We start from the raw sequence: 18,222 nt of genomic DNA on the forward strand, positions 1-18,222 counted from the left end.
ATACATGCAGTCAATATGCTTACATTTCCGTAACGTCATTGTTTCTACTATCTATTGATAGACCATTTGATTTATGATAGGTTAAAAAACTAATAAACATTTAGTAACAGGATGGAAACTCAATAAATTTTCTTCCATAACAACCCAAAAGTATAATGTGTTATACTCATATACTTAGCATCAGAAGATTACAATCTAATATAATTAAGAAAATTTTACACCTGATCCATAAAAGCATCTAATAAATATTATGCATATGCTATATGTCTTATGCTGAAGCGCGCTGAGCGCAATAGATGAAAAGTGCAATGATATGTGCATCCTGATCATCTCTGATACAAAGAAATTCCTATTCAGTACAGACTGCGTGGATCGCACACATCCACTATAATCTACAATCTTTATGCTGGCTTAAAATAAAAGATATAAATGAAAAATACAATATCAAAATACAGGAGTCTCATATAGTATACAAAAGAACATTAGATATCATAAGATTATTATCTATTCGCAACTTTCACTTCAAACAACAAAAGAGGAGAGGAATTTATGGCTGTACAACAAAACAAACCAACACGCTCGAAACGAGGCATGCGTCGCTCTCATGATTCTCTCAGAACACCAAAACTTTCTATAGATAAAATATCTAGCGAAACACATCGTCGACACCATATTACCGCGGATGGCTACTACTGTGGAAAAAAAATGGTCTTAAATTAATTCTACTCGCTCCCGAGTTATTTTGAATCATTTAACTTTAGCAATAGATGCAATGGGTGGAGATTTTGGTCCTTGTATTACAGTGCCTGCATCATTACAAGCTCTTTCATCGAATCCACACCTACGTATTCTTCTAGTAGGCGACCCTAATCTCATTTTGTTATCACTTTCTAATACAGATGCAATATTACAGAAGCGTTTGAAAATTATTGGTGTTAAGTCTAACGTACATAACAATAATCAATATGTACCCATATTACGCAGAAAACATAGTAGCTCTATGCGAAAAGCACTAGAACAAGTTCAAGAAGGTAAAGCATGTGCATGTGTTAGTGCTGGTAATACACGTGAAATGGTAGGATTAGCAAAGTTATTATTAAAACCACTTAGCGGTGTGGAACGCCCCGCATTAATGACCATGTTACCAAATCAAAAAAAAGGAAAAACTATCGTTCTCGATATAGGAGCTAACATTCATGCAGATACTAATTTATTAGTGCAGTTTGCAATCATGGGTTCCGTTGCAGCCCAAGATATTCTTGGTATTAGATATCCACGTGTAGCTCTAATCAATATAGGTACAGAAGTCAACAAAGGATTCAAATCAATTAGAGAAGCTGCAGAGATACTACAACACTCCACATCAATTAATTTTATTGGATATCTTGAAGCTAATGAAATTCTGAGTGGTAATACAGATGTATTAATTTGTGATGGTTTTGTGGGAAATATTATGTTAAAAACTATGGAAGGTATACTAAAAATGTTTCTATCAACATCAAAACTACCAAGAACCGAAAAAGAAAAAACATGGAAACAGCGTTTACTAACGCGTGGGCTTCATAAATATTTAGTAAAACAATTCTCTTATCTTCATCCCGACCAGTATAATGGCGCCTGCCTGCTAGGTTTTCACAATACAGTAATAAAAAGCCATGGTTCCGCGAACCAACGCGCATTCATAGCGGCCATTCAACAAGCAGAGCAGGTCGTTCGTCAGGAAGCCCCTGAAAGAATTTCTGCGTGTTTGAAAGCTGTATTATTACCAAAGAGTGACTGAGCGTACATGTATACAAAGATTATCGGTACAGGCAGTTATTTGCCAAAACAAATACGGACCAATGCAGACCTTGAAAAAATGGTAGATACATCAGACGAGTGGATCAAAGCTCGTACTGGTATCTGTGAAAGACGCATCGCATGTCTTAATGAAAATGTAGCCACTATGGGTTTTCAAGCTGCTAGTCGCGCATTAGAGATGTCTGGAATTAAAAATAATGATATTAATTTAATTATTGTGGCGACTACATCCTCCAGCCATGCTTTTCCTAGCTCAGCTTGTATGATCCAAAAAATGCTAGAGATTAATGATGCAGCATCTTTTGATCTAGCAGCAGCCTGTTCTGGTTTCACTTATGCATTAAGTGTAGCTGATCAGTATGTTAAAAACAATGCAGTAAAATATGCACTCGTCATTGGTGCTGACGTCTTATCTCGCATGTTAGATCCACACGATCGTAGCACACTTATTTTGTTCGGAGATGGCGCTGGTGCTGTAGTGCTAGGATCGAGCACAGAAGAAGGTATTATCTCTACGCATCTTCATGCAGATGGCACATATGGCCCTTTATTAACTTTAGCTAATTCCAATCCTCAATATCTAAAAAATCCTGGTTATATTAACATGGCTGGATATGAAGTTTTTAAAGTAGCTGTTACTAAACTAGCGAACATCGTGACAGAAACGTTACAAATGAATAACCTTGTTTGTTCTGATATCGACTGGCTAATACCGCATCAAGCGAATCTACGCATTATTAACGCCACTGCCTGTAAGCTGGGGTTAGATATGGATAAAGTTATTATCACTCTTCATCGTCATGGTAATACCTCTGCAGCCTCTGTTCCATCTGCACTAGATGAGGCGGTGCGAGATCAGCGTATTCAACGTGGTCAACTATTGCTACTTGAAGCATTTGGTAGTGGATTTACCTGGGGTTCCGCTTTAATACGATTCTAGTTATTAAATATCATAATTAATAGGACAATCATGATAAAATTAGCAATAGTCTTTCCAGGACAGGGCTCGCAGTCTATAGGAATGCTAGCACACTTAGCAGAAGAAAACGATATAGTCGAAAGCACCTTTGATGAAGCCTCAGAAGTATTAGGATATAACCTATGGCATTTAGTACAAAAAGGTTCTTCGGAAAAATTAAATCAAACATGGCACGCTCAGCCAGCTATACTAGCAGCTTCCGTATCTATTTTTCGTATTTGGCAAAAAAACAGTAAAAATATGCCAACAGTATTAGCTGGACATAGCTTAGGTGAATATAGTGCTTTGGTGTGTGCAAAAGTTCTATCATTTTCTGACGCAATAAAACTCGTAGATTTGCGTGGAAAACTGATGCAAGAGGCCGTACCCTGAAAACGAAGGTGCTATGCAAGTCATATTGGGTCTAGATGTTGCAGTGATAGAAAAAGCATGTAAAGAATCTGCACATGGTCAGATTGTATCTCCTGTAATTTTTAACGCACCCAATCAAATAGTTATCGCTGGGCATAAAGCCGCTGTCGAACGTACCAGTATGGCTTGTAAAACCGCTGGGGCTAAATGCACACTGAGACTACCGATTAGTATACCATCTCACTGTACTCTTATGAGATCTGCGGCAGCTAAACTAGAGATTACACTCAAAACAATACAGTTCAACACTCCAATATACCCAGTAGTTAATAACGTTGACGTCATGATTGAAACATCATTGAGTGCAATACGTAGTGCTCTAATCCGTCAAATGTATCAACCAGTACGCTGGGAAGAAAGTATCCAGTGTATCGCAGAGCAGGGAATTAACTTATTACTAGAGATGGGCCCAGGGAAAACTCTACAAGGTCTAACAAAACGTATTGTGTCTACTCTAAAATCAGTATCAATAAATGATCCAGATACTCTAGCTACAGCGTTAAAACAGTCACAAGGATACATACTATGAATTTCGAAGGTAAGATTGCAATGGTGACGGGTGCTAGCCGAGGTATTGGGCGTGCTATTACAGAAACTTTAGTGGCACACGGAGCTAAAGTACTAGGTACTGCAACTACTCAAAATGGTGTAGATGCTATTAGTAAATACTTAGGCGAACATGGTAATGGCTTACTATTGAATGTCACGATTACATCTTCTATTGAAGGAGTTTTAGAAAAAATTCGCAATGATTTTGGAGAGGTAGATATATTAGTAAACAATGCAGGTATTACACGTGATAACCTACTGATGCGTATGCAAAATGATGAATGGTATGATGTACTAAATACGAATTTAACCTCTGTATTCCGTTTATCTAAAGCAGTAGTGCGTGCAATGATGAAAAAACGAACAGGACGAATTATTACTATTGGTTCTATAGTTGGCACTATGGGTAATATTGGTCAAACTAATTATGCGGCAACAAAAGCTGGTTTAATTGGTTTTAGCAAGGCATTGGCACGAGAAATAGCCTCTCGTGGTATCACTGTTAATGTTGTCTCTCCCGGTTTTGTTGATACTGACATGACGCGTTCTCTTACCCCTAAGAAACGAGCTGATGTAATAGATAAGATTCCTATAGGTCGATTTGGGACAGTACAAGATATTGCTAATGCCGTTGCATTTTTAGCATCCGATGAAGCTGCCTATATTACTGGCGAAACACTACACGTTAATGGTGGAATGTTAATGGTCTAAAATCACACTCTTACTCACATACAATGTACGAAAATAAAATAAAATTTTTCCTGAACTCACCGAAATTTAGTTGCATCTTTTTTAACATTTTATACACTACAAAAACCATCGCATAAGCGAGTTTTGATAGGAAATGGAACTATATGAGCACTATAGAAGAACGCGTTAAGAAAATTATTAGCGAGCAACTCGGAGTAAAAGAAGAAGAAGTTATTAATATTGCCTCTTTTGTAGAAGATCTGGGTGCAGATTCTCTAGACACAGTCGAACTTGTAATGGCTTTGGAGGAAGAGTTTGATACTGAGATCCCTGATGAAGAAGCTGAAAAAATTACTACTGTGCAAGCTGCTATTGATTATATTAATTCACGCTAAAAATCTCTAATTTATATCAGAGACCCCTCAGGCGATTACCTTTTTACCGCCTGAGTTTTTACTCACAATATTTTTATAAAAACTTTGGTGTAATCAGTATAATTTCGATACTTGATACTTACTTAGTCAATTTGTTTTTCACGACAACGCGATGCACCCCTTCCTTCATTGATACCACCAGAACGACGCTCACCCTGACGTTCATAAAGATATCGACTGCTATTACTACTATGGTGGGTCGAGACAGGAAACCTATTAAAGGTAGTGGACGGCCCTAGTTGACGTTCAGTGCCCCGAGCTTTATTGCGATTGCTATAACGCGATTGTGTATTCCCAATCAATTTTATATTAATCGGCTTATTTAAAATATATGTTCGAGAGATATACTGTAATACAGTCTGTGATATATCTTTAGGTAATTCAATAGTTGCATACGTGCTAAATAATTTAATGTGACCAATGTCACGACTACTAATTTCTCCTTCATTCACTAGAGCACCCACGATATGACGTACTTCAACACCATCGTCCCGTCCTACATCGAGACGATATAATTGCATTTCTCTAGTTTCTTTACGCTCACGACCACAGTACTCTATATCCCGGGTCACTCGATCTAAATACTCGCCCCGACGATCATTGCGATCACGATATTCACGACGTAAACGATTTTTTGGGGGATCGATAGGAATGATTAAAGGACGTTCACCTTGTGCCATTTTTAGTAATGCTGCAGCTATCGTTTCCATGTCTCTTTTATCTGTAGGCTGTATTTTTGGAAGTAGCATTCGATAACTCTCTAAATCACTACTGTCTAGCTGTTCTTTTACTTTTTTAGAGAAGCTTGCCAGGCGACGCTGCGCAAGAAGTTGACTATTTGGCAGCTCTATCTCAGAAATATGTAACTTCATATTACGTTCAATATTACGCAGTAGACGACGTTCACGATTCTCAACAAATAAAATAGCACGACCTGCACGACCTGCGCGACCCGTCCGTCCAATACGATGTACATACGATTCTACATCCATTGGAATATCATAATTAATAACTAAACTAATCCTCTCAACATCTAAGCCACGCGCAGCAACATCAGTTGCAATTAGTATATCTAAGCGTCCATCTTTTAAACGCTCCAGTGTCTGTTCGCGTAACGCTTGGTTCATATCACCGTTCAGTGCAGCACTATTGTAACCATTATTCTCAAGCGCTTCTGCGACCTCTAAGGTAGCACTCTTAGTACGTACAAAAATAATTACAGCATCAAAGTCTTCCGATTCTAAAAAACGGGTTAATGCATCTGTTTTTCGACCATAGACAGTCCAGTAGCTTTGGTTAATATCAGGACGTGTGGTAATGCTGGATGGAATCCGTATCTCTTGTGGATCTTTCATAAAACGTTTAGTAATACGACGAATCGCTTCTGGCATTGTAGCGGAGAATAATGCAGTTTGATGACTCTCTGGAATCTGTGACATGATAGTTTCTACATCTTCGATAAATCCCATACGAAGCATTTCATCTGCCTCATCTAATACCAAACCGTGTAAACTAGCTAAATTTAATGTACCACGTTTTAAGTGGTCTAGTAAGCGACCAGGTGTGCCAACGACAACTTGTGGACCCTGTCGTAGAGCGCGTAACTGAATGTCATAACGTTGCCCTCCATATATTGCTACAACATGAAGACCTCTCAGCTGTTTAGAGAATTCTGCTATTGCTTCTGAAACCTGAACTGCTAGCTCACGAGTGGGTGCTAGTACTAAAATTTGAGGCGCCTTTAAGGTTAAGATAATATTATGTATTAGCGGTAAAGCAAATGCTGCAGTTTTTCCACTACCAGTTTGTGCCATTCCTAATACGTCTCGGCCTGCTAACAAATGAGGTATGCATTCAGATTGAATAGGTGATGGTTTAACATAACCCATAGCATTTAAAGCTTTAAGTAGGTCCTCTTTGAGACCAAGAGAAGAAAAAGTAGTATAAGTGTTAGTCATGTAGTACATATGCCTCTTAACTTGCATCGGCCAGTCTACATAACTCGTCGTGAAAATTATTAGTTATTTTCATTAAAAAGTGTGAACCGGCTGAAATTAGTGATTTTGATAAACTGAAACCCTCATCGATACAATACTGATTGTCCGAAATTGCGGGAAAATAAAAAGAATACGATTATGAATCGTGATGTTCATTATTTATTAAAAAATGCTATTTTGTCGATCTAATATAACAAATACTAAATCGATGTATATCTATGATCAATTCAATGATTAACATCAACGCTTCTTTAAAAGCCCTTACGCTCCCTGCACGACAGGACGAATACTTAACATAGAATGTGGTGTTTATTTAGCTGTGCTAAATATTACATTTAAACTCTGTTATTTATTAAAACTACTTACTATGTAATGGCATTGGATTCCTTGCTTCTTATATAGATAATCAGATATCCATCTCATAGAGAGCATATACCTCATATATAAAACTATGTGTTCTAATGCACTCCTATTAGGTGTTAAAAAACAAAATAAAACAAAATAAGTACAATCTATTATTGAATATATCTTGATCAGACATTAAGGAATCTCTACATTCCAATATTTAGCTATTGTGCACATAAGAAAAACTTACGCACTTTTTATAAAAAAGCTACCTAAATCATAGAACGATTTAGAAAATTGTAAATTACCAATCCTCTATAAATTAATACGATAAATTTATTATTCTATATAAGCGATTGAAATAAAAATAGATATAACACGCTTTTCTCGGAACCCTTTTGCGCTATTCGGTCGATCTAAACAGAATGAAAATGCCATTGCTCATATAGCAGAAGAAGGTGTTATACATATATCATTATCCGTTAGACTACAGATTGGTCAGACAATTGATATAAAAATCTTTACTATCATCGTACAATTCTCGAATAATCAACATCATACATAGTATGATACTTTTGTGCTAATCACGAAAATTGTGATTTTGCTTATATTTAAAATTAATATCAATTTCTACAAAATAAGCTCTCTTGATATATTATCCTGCCTCTTTCATGCTTAAACGTACACGACCCTGCCGATCTACTTCTAGCACTTTCACTAAAATAGCTTGCCCTACTTGTAAATAATCAGCGACTTTATCAATACGTTTATCAGCAATCTGTGAAATATGTACCAAACCTTCTTTAGTGCCACTAATAGCGACAAAAGCACCAAAATCAACAATTCGTGTCACTTTTCCATTATAGATACGACCTACGATAATCTCTGCAGTGATCTCTTCAATACGACGTATGGCATATTTAGCCTTATCGTCATTATTAGCTGCAATTTTAATCGTACCATCATCTTTAATTTCAATGCTAGTACCAGTTTCTTCAGTTAATGCCCGAATAACGGAACCCCCTTTACCAATTAAGTCTTTGATTTTATCAATACTAATCTGTATCGTATGCATACGAGGTGCAAATTGAGATAAATTACAACGAGGTCTACTTAATGCTTGATCCATAACACTGAGAATATGCAACCGTGCACCCTTAGCTTGAGTTAAGGCTGTATTCATTATCTCACGGGTTATACCCTCGTCAATTTTAATATCCATCTGTAGTGCAGTAATACCTTCCCGACTGCCGGCTACCTTAAAGTCCATATCACCTAGGTGATCTTCATCTCCCAGGATGTCCGAAAGAACTACAAAATGCGTGCTATCTTTTACTAAACCCATAGCAATGCCAGCTACTGCAGCTGTAATAGGTACACCTGCATCCATTAATGCTAGTGAAGCACCACACACAGAAGCCATAGACGATGAACCATTCGATTCAGTGATTTCAGATACCACGCGTACCGTATATGGAAAAACATCACCTTGTGGCATCACAGCAAGCAAGCCGCGCTTAGCAAGGCGGCCGTGGCCGATTTCCCGACGCTTAGGTGACCCAACTACACCGATTTCACCTACAGAATATGGTGGAAAATTATAGTGGAACAGAAAATTATCAGTACGCTCTCCCATTAGCTCGTCAAGATTCTGTGCATCACGGGAAGTTCCTAGCGTAGCAGTCACCAGCGCTTGAGTTTCACCACGTGTAAATAATGCTGAACCATGAGTACGGGGTAATATCCCTGTTCGTATGTCTAAAGCGCGAATCATATCTTTTTCACGACCATCAATACGTGGTTCGCCGCGTAAAATACGACTACGTACTATATTCTTTTCTATAGAATAAAGACAATCGCTAATCATCTCTGGATCTAATCCATCATGATCTGCTAATATTTCTGCAATAATTTCAGATTTTATCAGATTAACTTGCGATAAACGTTCTTGTTTTTGAGTGATATGATACGCTTCTATTAAACGAGGTTGAGCTACATTTGCTATATGCAGACGTAATCTATCATTCAATACTTCTGGTTTCCAATCCCAACGCATTTTTCCCGCTAACGCTGCTAGTATATTAATATTATCAATAACAATTTGCTGTTGATCATGTCCAAAAACTATGGCGCCTAACATCTGATCTTCACTTAATAACTCAGCTTCAGACTCTACCATTAAAACTGCTCTTTTTGTACCAGCAACCACAAGATCAAGTTTACTTGCTTTCATTTCATCACTAGTAGGGTTTAAAACATATTGATTATTTAAATAACCAATACGTGCAGCACCAAAAGGTCCGCTACATGGTAGCCCAGAAAGCGCTAAGGCAGAAGAAACTCCAATCATTGCCACAATATCTGGATTCACTTGCGGATTAATAGAAACTACAGTAGCAATCACCTGCACTTCATTAAAAAATCTCTCTGGAAAAAGTGGTCGAATAGGTCGATCAATCAAACGTGAAGTAAGCATTTCGTTTTCATTTGGACGCCCCTCGCGCCGAAAAAAACTACCTGGAATTCTGCCAGCAGAATACGTGCGCTCCTGATAGTTGACAGTTAAAGGGAAGAAATTTTGACCTGATTTTGCTTTTTTATGGGCTACTACGGTTACAAAAACTGTAGTGTCGTCCATGCTAATCATAACAGCTGCCGTAGCCTGACGCGCTATTATCCCAGTTTCAATTGAAATCATATGCTGGCCATACTGGAATTTATGTACAATCGGGGTAAGCAAAATTAGTTCCTTAATGTTAAACCTGAGATATTTTACTGTTTTTACTAAAACATGTCTTGATGCCTCGCATTGTTATTTTCTCTTGAAAATAATGCACCTAAATTACCTCGTAAATCTCAGCCTCTAAATCTATAATTGCGAGTATCTTTAAAACTAAAAATTATACTATAATAGTTATAATCTGTATTAATATGTATGCATATTGGATAATCATGCACCATACGATTCATCTTTTTCTAAAACATCCTCACACCTCGTGTATCAATCTATTCAAGCTACTAATATCAAAAATTTACCATCGCACATCAATCAGCATAATGGCTATTGCTAGCGACGTAAACCCAATCTATCAATTAAATTAGTATAACGTACCACCTTTTCATGCTTAAGGTAATCTAATAGTTTACGACGCCGTGATACCATGCGCAGAAGACCGCGTCGGCTATGATGATCTTTTGTATGTACAGAAAAATGACCTTGTAAGTGATTAATATGTGCGGTTAAAAGAGCTACCTGCACTTCTGTCGAGCCACTATCATTAGAATTCCGACCAAAATCAGAAATAATTTGTGCTGTTATTGTATTGCTTAAAGACATAAGATAACCCCTTTTTACAAATCATTCATGCAGATATATAGTGCTAATATAGACACTATATAGTGTAATAAATCCTCTCAGAATAAATGGTAAAGTAACTAATATGGAGAACCTATGAGCATTTATTATAATATGAAAGTAGTAATATTAAAACACTCAAATTCTGTATATATCCCTATCCTATTCACGTCTTTGCTACTTTATTCTTTCTACAACTTAGGAACAGTGGATACCACAGGAGACATTCTCAACCCTGACTCTTGTTCCGCATATAACCTATAAAGAACACAAAAATAAAATAAACACAGATGATAGTAGTCATTCCAAACCTACAACTATATATTTCACTAACTTGTATTGTAGATTTTTCTGATCGATACATACACATTACACACAACATACCTTATAAAATACTAAATAACCACCCTTATGGGTACTAAAAGCCCATCACAAGTCATTTTCGCAATACCAATAAACTTTCTTTCTTCACCTTCAGTTACACGCACTAATCCATTTGTGAACAGCTCTGTTAATCGTATTTGTTTACCCTGCTTAAAGTTCTTAGCGATAACATTTTGTAGGTTAACAGATGGATATACAGATACCGGGCTATCTATCGGCATCAGTAGTGAATCAATAAAAGAGTGTTGTATAAAACCAAATTGTTGTGCTTGATCAACAAGTAACCGAAGAGATTCTAAGGTGATCATTCTCTCTTTGGGATAATGAGAAACCTGTGTGCGACGTAAATAAATCACATGGGCACCACATCCTAATTGCTCACCAATATCCTCAATAATGGTACGAATATATGTCCCTTTGGAAACACGCAGTTCTAACTCTAGTTCACTCCCTTCATATCGCATGCATCGTAGTATATGAACTTTCACCCTCCGTGACTGACGTGGAACATGAATTCCTTCTCGTGCATATTCGTACAGTTTTCGCCCTTGATATTTAATAGCTGAATACATAGATGGAATTTGCTGTATTTCTCCACGAAAATTATCCAATACCTCTTTTAGTCTCTCAGAAGAAAATCTCACTGGACGCTCACTCAATAGCACACCACCTGCGTCTGATGTATTTGTCCGCTGGCCAAGGCGAGCAATTACACGGTACTCTTTATCAGCATCTAAAAGATATTGTGAAAACTTAGTGGCCTCACCAAAGCAAATAGGGAGCATTCCGGTCGCCAATGGGTCAAGAGAGCCAGTATGACCTGCATGATTTGCTTGATATAAATATTTCACTTGCTGTAATTCCTGATTAGAGGACGTACCAGAAGCCTTATCTAGAAGTAATACACCATGAATACTTCGCCGTATATTAGTAATTATTTTCATAAGCACGCAAAATATAATTATCTTTTCTTCTATTACCATACAATTTTATTCATCACTTTGAATGATATTAGTAACCAAGTGAGAAATTCGCACACCTTCCCTGAAGGAGTTATCATGGAAAAAACTTAGTCTAGGCGTAATTCGCAAACGCATAGTTTGACTTAATACACTGCGGATGTAACCGGCGGCGCCAGACAAAATGCGTAAGCTCTCGCTCTGAGATACTTCATCCTTATCATTTAAAAAAGTCACAAATACTTTTGCATACGAGAAATCTCGAGAAAGAGTGACACCCGATACAGTAATTATCTTATCTAAACGCGGATCATTCATCTCAGATTGTACAATAATCGCAATCTCTTTTTGCATCGCCTGAGCCACACGTTGTAGGCGAGTAAATTCTTTTGCCATAAATTAGTTATCTCCATATAATCATATAAACAGTCAAAGACACTTCCTGATATGTATTATGGAAATTGTAATTTTATAAACTTTCTATGCCCTACCACAGTAAATTACACAATATGCTAAAAAGAAAGGTAACGCATGAAAAGGCTATCGTATAAAATCTATACGAAGAGACTGCATAACAAATATGCTAAGTAAGCGTACGTTGAATTTCAAGCACCTCGAATACTTCAATCATATCGCCTATACGGACATCATTATAATTTTTTACACCAATGCCACACTCTATACCATTACGGACTTCACTAACATCTTCTTTAAAACGACGAAGAGATTCTAAGGCACCTTCATAAATGACTATATTATCACGTAAGACACGGATCGGGTTATGACGTTTAATAGTACCCTCGGTTACCATACAACCAGCAATAGCACTAAATCGAGGAGATTTAAACACATCACGCACCTCTGCTAATCCTATAATCTGCTGTTTATACTCAGGAGACAACATGCCATTCATAGCTGATTTTACTTCGTCAATCAGATGATAAATCACAGAATAATAGCGTAGATCTAAATTTTCTGTATCAATAATACGTCTTGCTGAAGCATCAGCTCGTACATTAAACCCAACTAAAATAGCATTCGATGCGGCTGCTAAAGTAGCATCTGTTTCAGTAATGCCGCCTACACCAGAGCCAATAATTTTGACTTGTAATTCCTGGCTAGATAGCTTAATCAATGCTTCGGAAATAGCTTCAACCGAACCTTGGACATCAGCTTTTAAAACGATATTCATCTCAGAAATCTTACCTTCCATGATATTATCAAACATTTTCTCTAATTTTATTTTCTGTTGTCGAGCTAATTTTATTTCACGAAATTTACCCTGGCGATATAGAGCTACTTCACGTGCCTTTTTCTCGTCACGTACCACTATGGCGGTATCGCCGGCAATCGGTATGCCAGACATCCCAAGAATCGCAACAGGAATAGAGGGTCCTGCAGTTAATACTTCCTGACCCAATTCATTACGCATGGCTCGAATACGACCATATTCAAAACCACATAAAACAATATCACCTTTTTTGAGCATACCTTCACGTACTAGTACAGTAGCCACGGGGCCACGTCCTTTATCGAGAAATGATTCAATGACTACACCAGTTGCCATACCCTTCCGTACTGCGGTGAGCTCTAACACTTCTGCTTGCAATAAAATAGCTTTTAGAAGTTCATCAATACCGCTGCCAATTTTAGCAGAAACATTAATAAATATGTTTTCCCCCCCCCATTCTTCTGGAATAATTCCATGTTGAGTTAATTCCTTTTTCACGCGCTCTGGATTGGATGTTGACTTATCACATTTATTGACTGCAACTAAAACCGGTACGTTGGCTGCTTTAGCATGTTGAATAGCTTCAATAGTCTGTGGCATAACACCATCATCTGCAGCTACCACTAGAATCACAATATCGGTGATTTCTGCACCACGAGCACGCATCGCAGTAAATGCAGCATGGCCTGGCGTATCTAAAAAAGTTATCATACCATTGACAGTTTCTACATGATACGCACCGATATGTTGAGTAATACCGCCTATCTCACCGCGAGCTACCTTAGTAGATCGAATATAGTCTAATAGTGATGTTTTACCGTGATCTACATGACCCATGATGGTGACAACTGGAGCGCGAGATTCTGAATGTAAGTCTGTATCACGATCACTAATTAATTCTGCTTCTAACGCATTCTCATGACGCAAGATAACCTTATGACCCATATCTTCTGCCACTAACTGGGCAGTGTCCTGGTCAATAATCTGATTAATAGTTGCCATTGCACCTAATTTCATTATAGCTTTAATAACTTGTGACCCCTTGACAGCCATTTTATTCGCTAATTCTGCAACAGTAATTGTTTCACCAATCACTACATCTCGATTAATCACTTGAACTGGTTTATTAAAACTCTGATGAAAAGAACTTGGTCTACGTTTTCCACTCTTACCACCGCGTACCTGTGCACGTGCTTCTTCACGATCAGTTTTAGCTTCCGCGTGTTTATTTCCTTTCTTGCGCACCTGAACTTTAGTAATCCGCATAGCGCGGCTGCGGCGATCACTTTCAACCTGAGCATCATTTTCATCTTCTGCTGCGCGTGCATGGGTTGAAGTAGTGACATGGTAATCATTAGGGTCTTCGACCTCCTTAATGACCTCCATCCATTCTGCGCCTTTTTCTTCCGCCATCTGACGTGCTGCTTCCGCTACACGCTTAGCTTCTTTTTCAATCTTTCTATATGTGGCTTCTTCAGACTTACGTTTTAATTCAGCTGACTTCGCCGCACGACGAGCTTTCTCGGACTGAGAAACTCGTAACATAGCCTCATCAGTTGCTCGTGCACTAATGTTAGTTTTTTTAACCACTTTAGTATGAACTACCTGCTCTAAATCGGATTTAACCGTGTCTATATACATATTTTTGGTATGCTGATGCGCTCTGTTCTGACCACTTTTCTCAACATGACGATCAGGAAATCCTGTTACTATATTCTTTTCTTTCTGAAGTATTACTGTTTCTTCTTCAGGACCAGATACTATGTCTGTACTTGCAGAAGGAGATAGAATGCCTCTGATATAAGTACGTTTTTTACGTACTTCAATTTGCACCGATTTACTTTTTCCTCCGGTGCTCAGAATATTTAAAGTACTACGTGTCTTTCGTTGTAAAGTGAACTTACTAGATCCGCTACCATTATCATGGTTTAAATAGGCTAGTAAAGTCTCTTTTTCATTCTGACTTACCAAATCTGTCTCAGACTTGTGTATCCCTGCAGCAGCAAATTGCTGCACCAGGCGCTCTGTTGGTATCTCAATTTCTGCGGCCAACGATTTTATAGTCACATCTGTTGTCATGCTGCTCCTTCCTGCTACAGTTAATTATGCGTCGGAACTGAACCAACATATATTGCGTGCAGCCATAATTAGCTCACCAGCCCGCAACTCATCGGTTAATCCATCAATATCTGACAGATCGTCCACACCCTGCTCGGCAAGATCTTCCAAATTACACACTCCTTTTTCTGCTAACTTAAAGGCTGTCGCCCTATCTAACCCGACTAAGTTTAATAAGTCCTCAGAAGGTTTCATGGCATTACAATCCTCAGTTTTAGAAAGCGCTAAGTTAGTTAATACTATTTTAGCTTTGTTGCGCAACTTTTCTGCTCTTTCTATATTGACACCATTAATAGCTAATATCTCATGGATAGGAACATACGCTAGCTCTTCTAAAGAAGAAAAACCCTCTTCTACCAAAAGAGTAGCAAAATCCTCATCAATATCGAGGTATTTAGTAAATGTATGAATAGCAGCATATAATTCCGCCTTATTCTTAGCCTGCAAGTCCTCAATCTTCATAACATTGAGACCCCATCCACTTAGCTGAGAAGCAAGGCGTACATTTTGTCCATTACGACCGATAGCCTGAGCTAAATTACCAGCTTCTACAGCAATATCCATCGTATGACTATCTTCATCGACAATAATTGAAGAAACATCTGCAGGTGCCATAGCATTAATAACAAACTGTGCAGGATTATCATCCCAAAGTATAATGTCAATACGCTCACCACATAATTCACTAGACACCGCTTGAACGCGTGCCCCTCGCATGCCTACACAGGCACCGACTGGATCAATACGTTTATCGTTAGTTTTAACAGCAATCTTAGCTCGTGACCCAGGATCACGAACAGCTACTTTAATTTCTAATACCTCTTCAGCAATTTCTGGTACCTCAATACGAAACAGCTCAATAAGCATTTCAGGCCGAGAACGACTAACAAACAACTGTGCCCCCCTGGCCTCAGGGCGCACGGCATATAAAACCCCTCGTATACGATCACCTACACGAAAATTTTCTCGAGGGAGCATATCTTCTCGTAGAACTACTGCTTCTGCCACCACGTTAGAATCATTATTTAAACGCACCTCAAGTGTGATATTATCCCGAGCCACTTTCTTAACTATGCTAGTAATAATTTTCCCTTCATATTCACGAAATTGAGCTATCATCATAGCACGCTCGGCTTCACGCACTTTCTGTACTATCACCTGTTTTGCAGTCTGCGTCGTAATACGATCAAAAGTGACAGATGCAACTTGATCTTCAACGAATTGACCTATAGACACAGCGTCATTATCATATCGTGCTGCTTCTAATGTAATCTCATAGGTAGGCTGAGTCACATTTTCCACAATTAACCAACGACGAAATGTCTTACAGGCACCACTTTTGCGATCAATGCTGACCCGTACATCAATTTCCTGTTCATGCTTTTTCTTTGTGGCCGTAGCCAGTGCGCTCTCTAGCGCTTCGAAAATCTTCTCACGTGGAAGCGATTTCTCATTTGAAACCGCTTCTACAACCGCTAAGATTTCTTTGTTCATGCTAGTACGCCTCAATCTGTACTTTTAAAAGTGGGAAACCACGTTTTCTTTCTAGATGTTACTTAATGCGCATACTTTATCGTTACTCTTCATCAACACAATCGTCATATCGCCTGCAAGCAATTTACAAACCCCTTGCCGTTTTTTGGAATACGAGATTGTTATAAAAAATTTATCAGCTTTACAATCACAAACGTGTATCTAGTATTAGATACAAAATGGCAGACTAAAATCCATCAAAAACAAAAGATCTTGCAGGTGCCGATCATTACACATTCCTATAATGCACTTAATGTCTTTTTTTGTATTTTAAATAAAACCAGGATCTACAAGGCATTTATGTAAAAAGATCACACTCAAAAAATTTCAATCGTACAGTTATACTGCAGCATAGTGCAAAATATCAAACTACTACTTCTGAATGTAGCTATCAACTGTATTCCATATACTTTTAAAGCAGACACATACATTCTGTAGATCGGAAGATATAAAAAAAGGGCTGCTAGCCCAATCATCCTTCTTTTGAATAACAAAAAACCCCGAAATTTTTCGAGGTTTATTGCATATGAACGCTTATAACCCGTTAAAAGCAATCTTGCGCCACGTAAAAAATTCTGCCTTAACTACATGGTATGCGTTCTTTATGCAAAAAGCTATTCTTTAACAACTGCTTTTATGTATAGAGAGTGGTTGCGGGAGTCGGATTTGAACCAACGACCTTCGGGTTATGAGCCCGACGAGCTACCAAACTGCTCCATCCCGCTTTTTTATTATACGCATTACCTGTACATTTTAGCAAGCAAAAAGCAAGTAAAACTTTAACTTGGTACCGAGGACGGGACTTGAACCCGTAAGCCCATTGTGGGCACTACCACCTCAAGGTAGCGTGTCTACCAATTCCACCACCACGGCAATTAAAAATACTACCTTCTTACATTTATGTTGCGTTACGGTAATAGCAAATATTTCTCTATTAAATGCAGTTCATAGTATAAAGATCAATATTAGGCAGACATCGCTTTTCTTATCAGATCTAAGACGGTATATGATGTGGAACACTTACTGCTGGCACATCCACTCTGTGTATTAAGTGATCCCCTGAACTTCCTTTTAAGCTTTTATGACTATTGAAGTTACCTAGAATTAAACTAAGAAAAAAAAACAAAATTGCTAATAGTGGAATTATCCGAAACGTAATAAAATTATTTACCCCGTGAGAGCCAAATAACGTGCCAGAAGCCCCAGAACTCAATGATGCCCCCATAATTGAGCCCTTTCCTTGCTGTAATAAAATAAGGCTAATTAAGATTATAGCAATACTTAAAAACACTATTAAAATAGCAGTATACATACTTACCCTATCAAATATCTCTAAATGGAGTTTATATTTCACATACGATACTTTACACACATCATACATTTGTATTATTTTTTCTTACCGCTTACTTTAAATCACATTACATATATTAACAATCT

At 37.9% G+C, this 18,222-nt stretch carries 14 protein-coding genes, 2 tRNA genes and 1 pseudogene; 6 read left to right on the plus strand and 11 right to left on the minus strand.

Annotated features, from left to right (window positions below; translation table 11 throughout):
• Positions 1 to 549 precede the first annotated feature (549 nt).
• The 6 genes and pseudogenes from rpmF to acpP all read left to right on the plus strand — a co-directional run bounded on the left by rpmF (position 550) and on the right by acpP (position 4,824).
• Positions 550 to 720, plus strand: coding sequence for a 50S ribosomal protein L32 (gene rpmF, locus ERCILAFE3058_RS02605; protein WP_157989893.1), 171 nt, complete (start codon positions 550 to 552; stop codon positions 718 to 720).
• A gap of 22 nt (positions 721 to 742) precedes the next feature.
• Positions 743 to 1,780 carry a phosphate acyltransferase PlsX gene (gene plsX / locus ERCILAFE3058_RS02610; protein WP_157989894.1) on the plus strand — a complete coding sequence of 346 codons (1,038 nt, stop codon included), beginning with the start codon at positions 743 to 745 and terminating at the stop codon, positions 1,778 to 1,780.
• 6 nt (positions 1,781 to 1,786) lie between these two features.
• On the plus strand, positions 1,787 to 2,740 hold the full coding sequence (locus ERCILAFE3058_RS02615; protein WP_157989895.1) for a beta-ketoacyl-ACP synthase III: 954 nt from the start codon (positions 1,787 to 1,789) through the stop codon (positions 2,738 to 2,740).
• A 30-nt stretch (positions 2,741 to 2,770) separates the two neighbouring features.
• A pseudogene (fabD, locus tag ERCILAFE3058_RS02620) lies at positions 2,771 to 3,719 on the plus strand (ACP S-malonyltransferase).
• Positions 3,716 to 4,450: a 3-oxoacyl-ACP reductase FabG gene (gene fabG / locus ERCILAFE3058_RS02625; protein WP_157989896.1), complete on the plus strand. Its 735-nt coding sequence runs from the start codon at positions 3,716 to 3,718 to the stop codon at positions 4,448 to 4,450. The pseudogene fabD and the gene fabG overlap by 4 nt, the downstream one beginning before the upstream one ends.
• A gap of 143 nt (positions 4,451 to 4,593) precedes the next feature.
• Positions 4,594 to 4,824 (plus strand): acyl carrier protein, encoded by a 231-nt coding sequence (gene acpP / locus ERCILAFE3058_RS02630; protein WP_157989897.1) that lies wholly within the window; start codon positions 4,594 to 4,596, stop codon positions 4,822 to 4,824.
• Positions 4,825 to 4,946: 122 nt separating this feature from the next.
• On the opposite strand, the gene ERCILAFE3058_RS02635 is transcribed toward acpP, so the two are convergent.
• The 11 genes from ERCILAFE3058_RS02635 to secG form a co-directional block, all read right to left on the minus strand.
• The gene (locus ERCILAFE3058_RS02635; protein ID WP_157989898.1) at positions 4,947 to 6,821 is read right to left on the minus strand and encodes a DEAD/DEAH family ATP-dependent RNA helicase; all 1,875 of its coding nucleotides are present in this window, start codon (positions 6,819 to 6,821) and stop codon (positions 4,947 to 4,949) included.
• A 16-nt stretch (positions 6,822 to 6,837) separates the two neighbouring features.
• The gene (gene yrbN / locus ERCILAFE3058_RS03555; RefSeq protein ID WP_157990077.1) at positions 6,838 to 6,894 is read right to left on the minus strand and encodes a protein YrbN; all 57 of its coding nucleotides are present in this window, start codon (positions 6,892 to 6,894) and stop codon (positions 6,838 to 6,840) included.
• A 966-nt stretch (positions 6,895 to 7,860) separates the two neighbouring features.
• Positions 7,861 to 9,945 (minus strand): polyribonucleotide nucleotidyltransferase, encoded by a 2,085-nt coding sequence (gene pnp / locus ERCILAFE3058_RS02645; RefSeq protein ID WP_157989899.1) that lies wholly within the window; start codon positions 9,943 to 9,945, stop codon positions 7,861 to 7,863.
• A gap of 327 nt (positions 9,946 to 10,272) precedes the next feature.
• A complete protein-coding gene (gene rpsO / locus ERCILAFE3058_RS02650) occupies positions 10,273 to 10,542 on the minus strand; it encodes a 30S ribosomal protein S15 (protein WP_157989900.1) in 270 nt (89 codons plus the stop codon).
• A 413-nt stretch (positions 10,543 to 10,955) separates the two neighbouring features.
• Positions 10,956 to 11,888 carry a tRNA pseudouridine(55) synthase TruB gene (gene truB / locus ERCILAFE3058_RS02655; RefSeq protein WP_157989901.1) on the minus strand — a complete coding sequence of 311 codons (933 nt, stop codon included), beginning with the start codon at positions 11,886 to 11,888 and terminating at the stop codon, positions 10,956 to 10,958.
• Positions 11,889 to 11,933: 45 nt separating this feature from the next.
• On the minus strand, positions 11,934 to 12,299 hold the full coding sequence (gene rbfA / locus ERCILAFE3058_RS02660) for a 30S ribosome-binding factor RbfA (protein WP_157989902.1): 366 nt from the start codon (positions 12,297 to 12,299) through the stop codon (positions 11,934 to 11,936).
• Positions 12,300 to 12,486: 187 nt separating this feature from the next.
• Positions 12,487 to 15,213: a translation initiation factor IF-2 gene (gene infB, locus ERCILAFE3058_RS02665; protein WP_157989903.1), complete on the minus strand. Its 2,727-nt coding sequence runs from the start codon at positions 15,211 to 15,213 to the stop codon at positions 12,487 to 12,489.
• Between the two features lie 24 nt (positions 15,214 to 15,237).
• A complete protein-coding gene (nusA, locus tag ERCILAFE3058_RS02670; protein WP_157989904.1) occupies positions 15,238 to 16,746 on the minus strand; it encodes a transcription termination factor NusA in 1,509 nt (502 codons plus the stop codon).
• Between the two features lie 687 nt (positions 16,747 to 17,433).
• Positions 17,434 to 17,510: transfer RNA gene (locus tag ERCILAFE3058_RS02675), tRNA-Met, on the minus strand.
• A gap of 60 nt (positions 17,511 to 17,570) precedes the next feature.
• A tRNA-Leu gene (locus ERCILAFE3058_RS02680) sits at positions 17,571 to 17,658 on the minus strand.
• A gap of 121 nt (positions 17,659 to 17,779) precedes the next feature.
• Entirely contained in the window at positions 17,780 to 18,097 is a 318-nt protein-coding gene (gene secG, locus ERCILAFE3058_RS02685; RefSeq protein ID WP_157989905.1) for a preprotein translocase subunit SecG, read from the minus strand.
• Between the last annotated feature and the right edge of the window lie 125 nt (positions 18,098 to 18,222).

This window comes from Candidatus Erwinia haradaeae (assembly GCF_900698955.1).
Lineage (GTDB): Bacteria > Pseudomonadota > Gammaproteobacteria > Enterobacterales > Enterobacteriaceae > Erwinia_E > Erwinia_E haradaeae_G.

What these genes read in the sequence shown, in the direction of transcription:
- rpmF (WP_157989893.1), top strand. Translation starts at nt 550, where the DNA reads ATGGCTGTACAACAAAACAAACCAACACGCTCGAAACGAGGCATGCGT.
- ERCILAFE3058_RS02615 (WP_157989895.1), top strand. Translation starts at nt 1,787, where the DNA reads ATGTATACAAAGATTATCGGTACAGGCAGTTATTTGCCAAAACAAATA.
- fabG (WP_157989896.1), top strand. Translation starts at nt 3,716, where the DNA reads ATGAATTTCGAAGGTAAGATTGCAATGGTGACGGGTGCTAGCCGAGGT.
- acpP (WP_157989897.1), top strand. Translation starts at nt 4,594, where the DNA reads ATGAGCACTATAGAAGAACGCGTTAAGAAAATTATTAGCGAGCAACTC.
- ERCILAFE3058_RS02635 (WP_157989898.1), bottom strand. Translation starts at nt 6,821, where the DNA reads ATGACTAACACTTATACTACTTTTTCTTCTCTTGGTCTCAAAGAGGAC.
- rpsO (WP_157989900.1), bottom strand. Translation starts at nt 10,542, where the DNA reads ATGTCTTTAAGCAATACAATAACAGCACAAATTATTTCTGATTTTGGT.
- truB (WP_157989901.1), bottom strand. Translation starts at nt 11,888, where the DNA reads ATGAAAATAATTACTAATATACGGCGAAGTATTCATGGTGTATTACTT.
- rbfA (WP_157989902.1), bottom strand. Translation starts at nt 12,299, where the DNA reads ATGGCAAAAGAATTTACTCGCCTACAACGTGTGGCTCAGGCGATGCAA.
- infB (WP_157989903.1), bottom strand. Translation starts at nt 15,213, where the DNA reads ATGACAACAGATGTGACTATAAAATCGTTGGCCGCAGAAATTGAGATA.
- nusA (WP_157989904.1), bottom strand. Translation starts at nt 16,746, where the DNA reads ATGAACAAAGAAATCTTAGCGGTTGTAGAAGCGGTTTCAAATGAGAAA.
- secG (WP_157989905.1), bottom strand. Translation starts at nt 18,097, where the DNA reads ATGTATACTGCTATTTTAATAGTGTTTTTAAGTATTGCTATAATCTTA.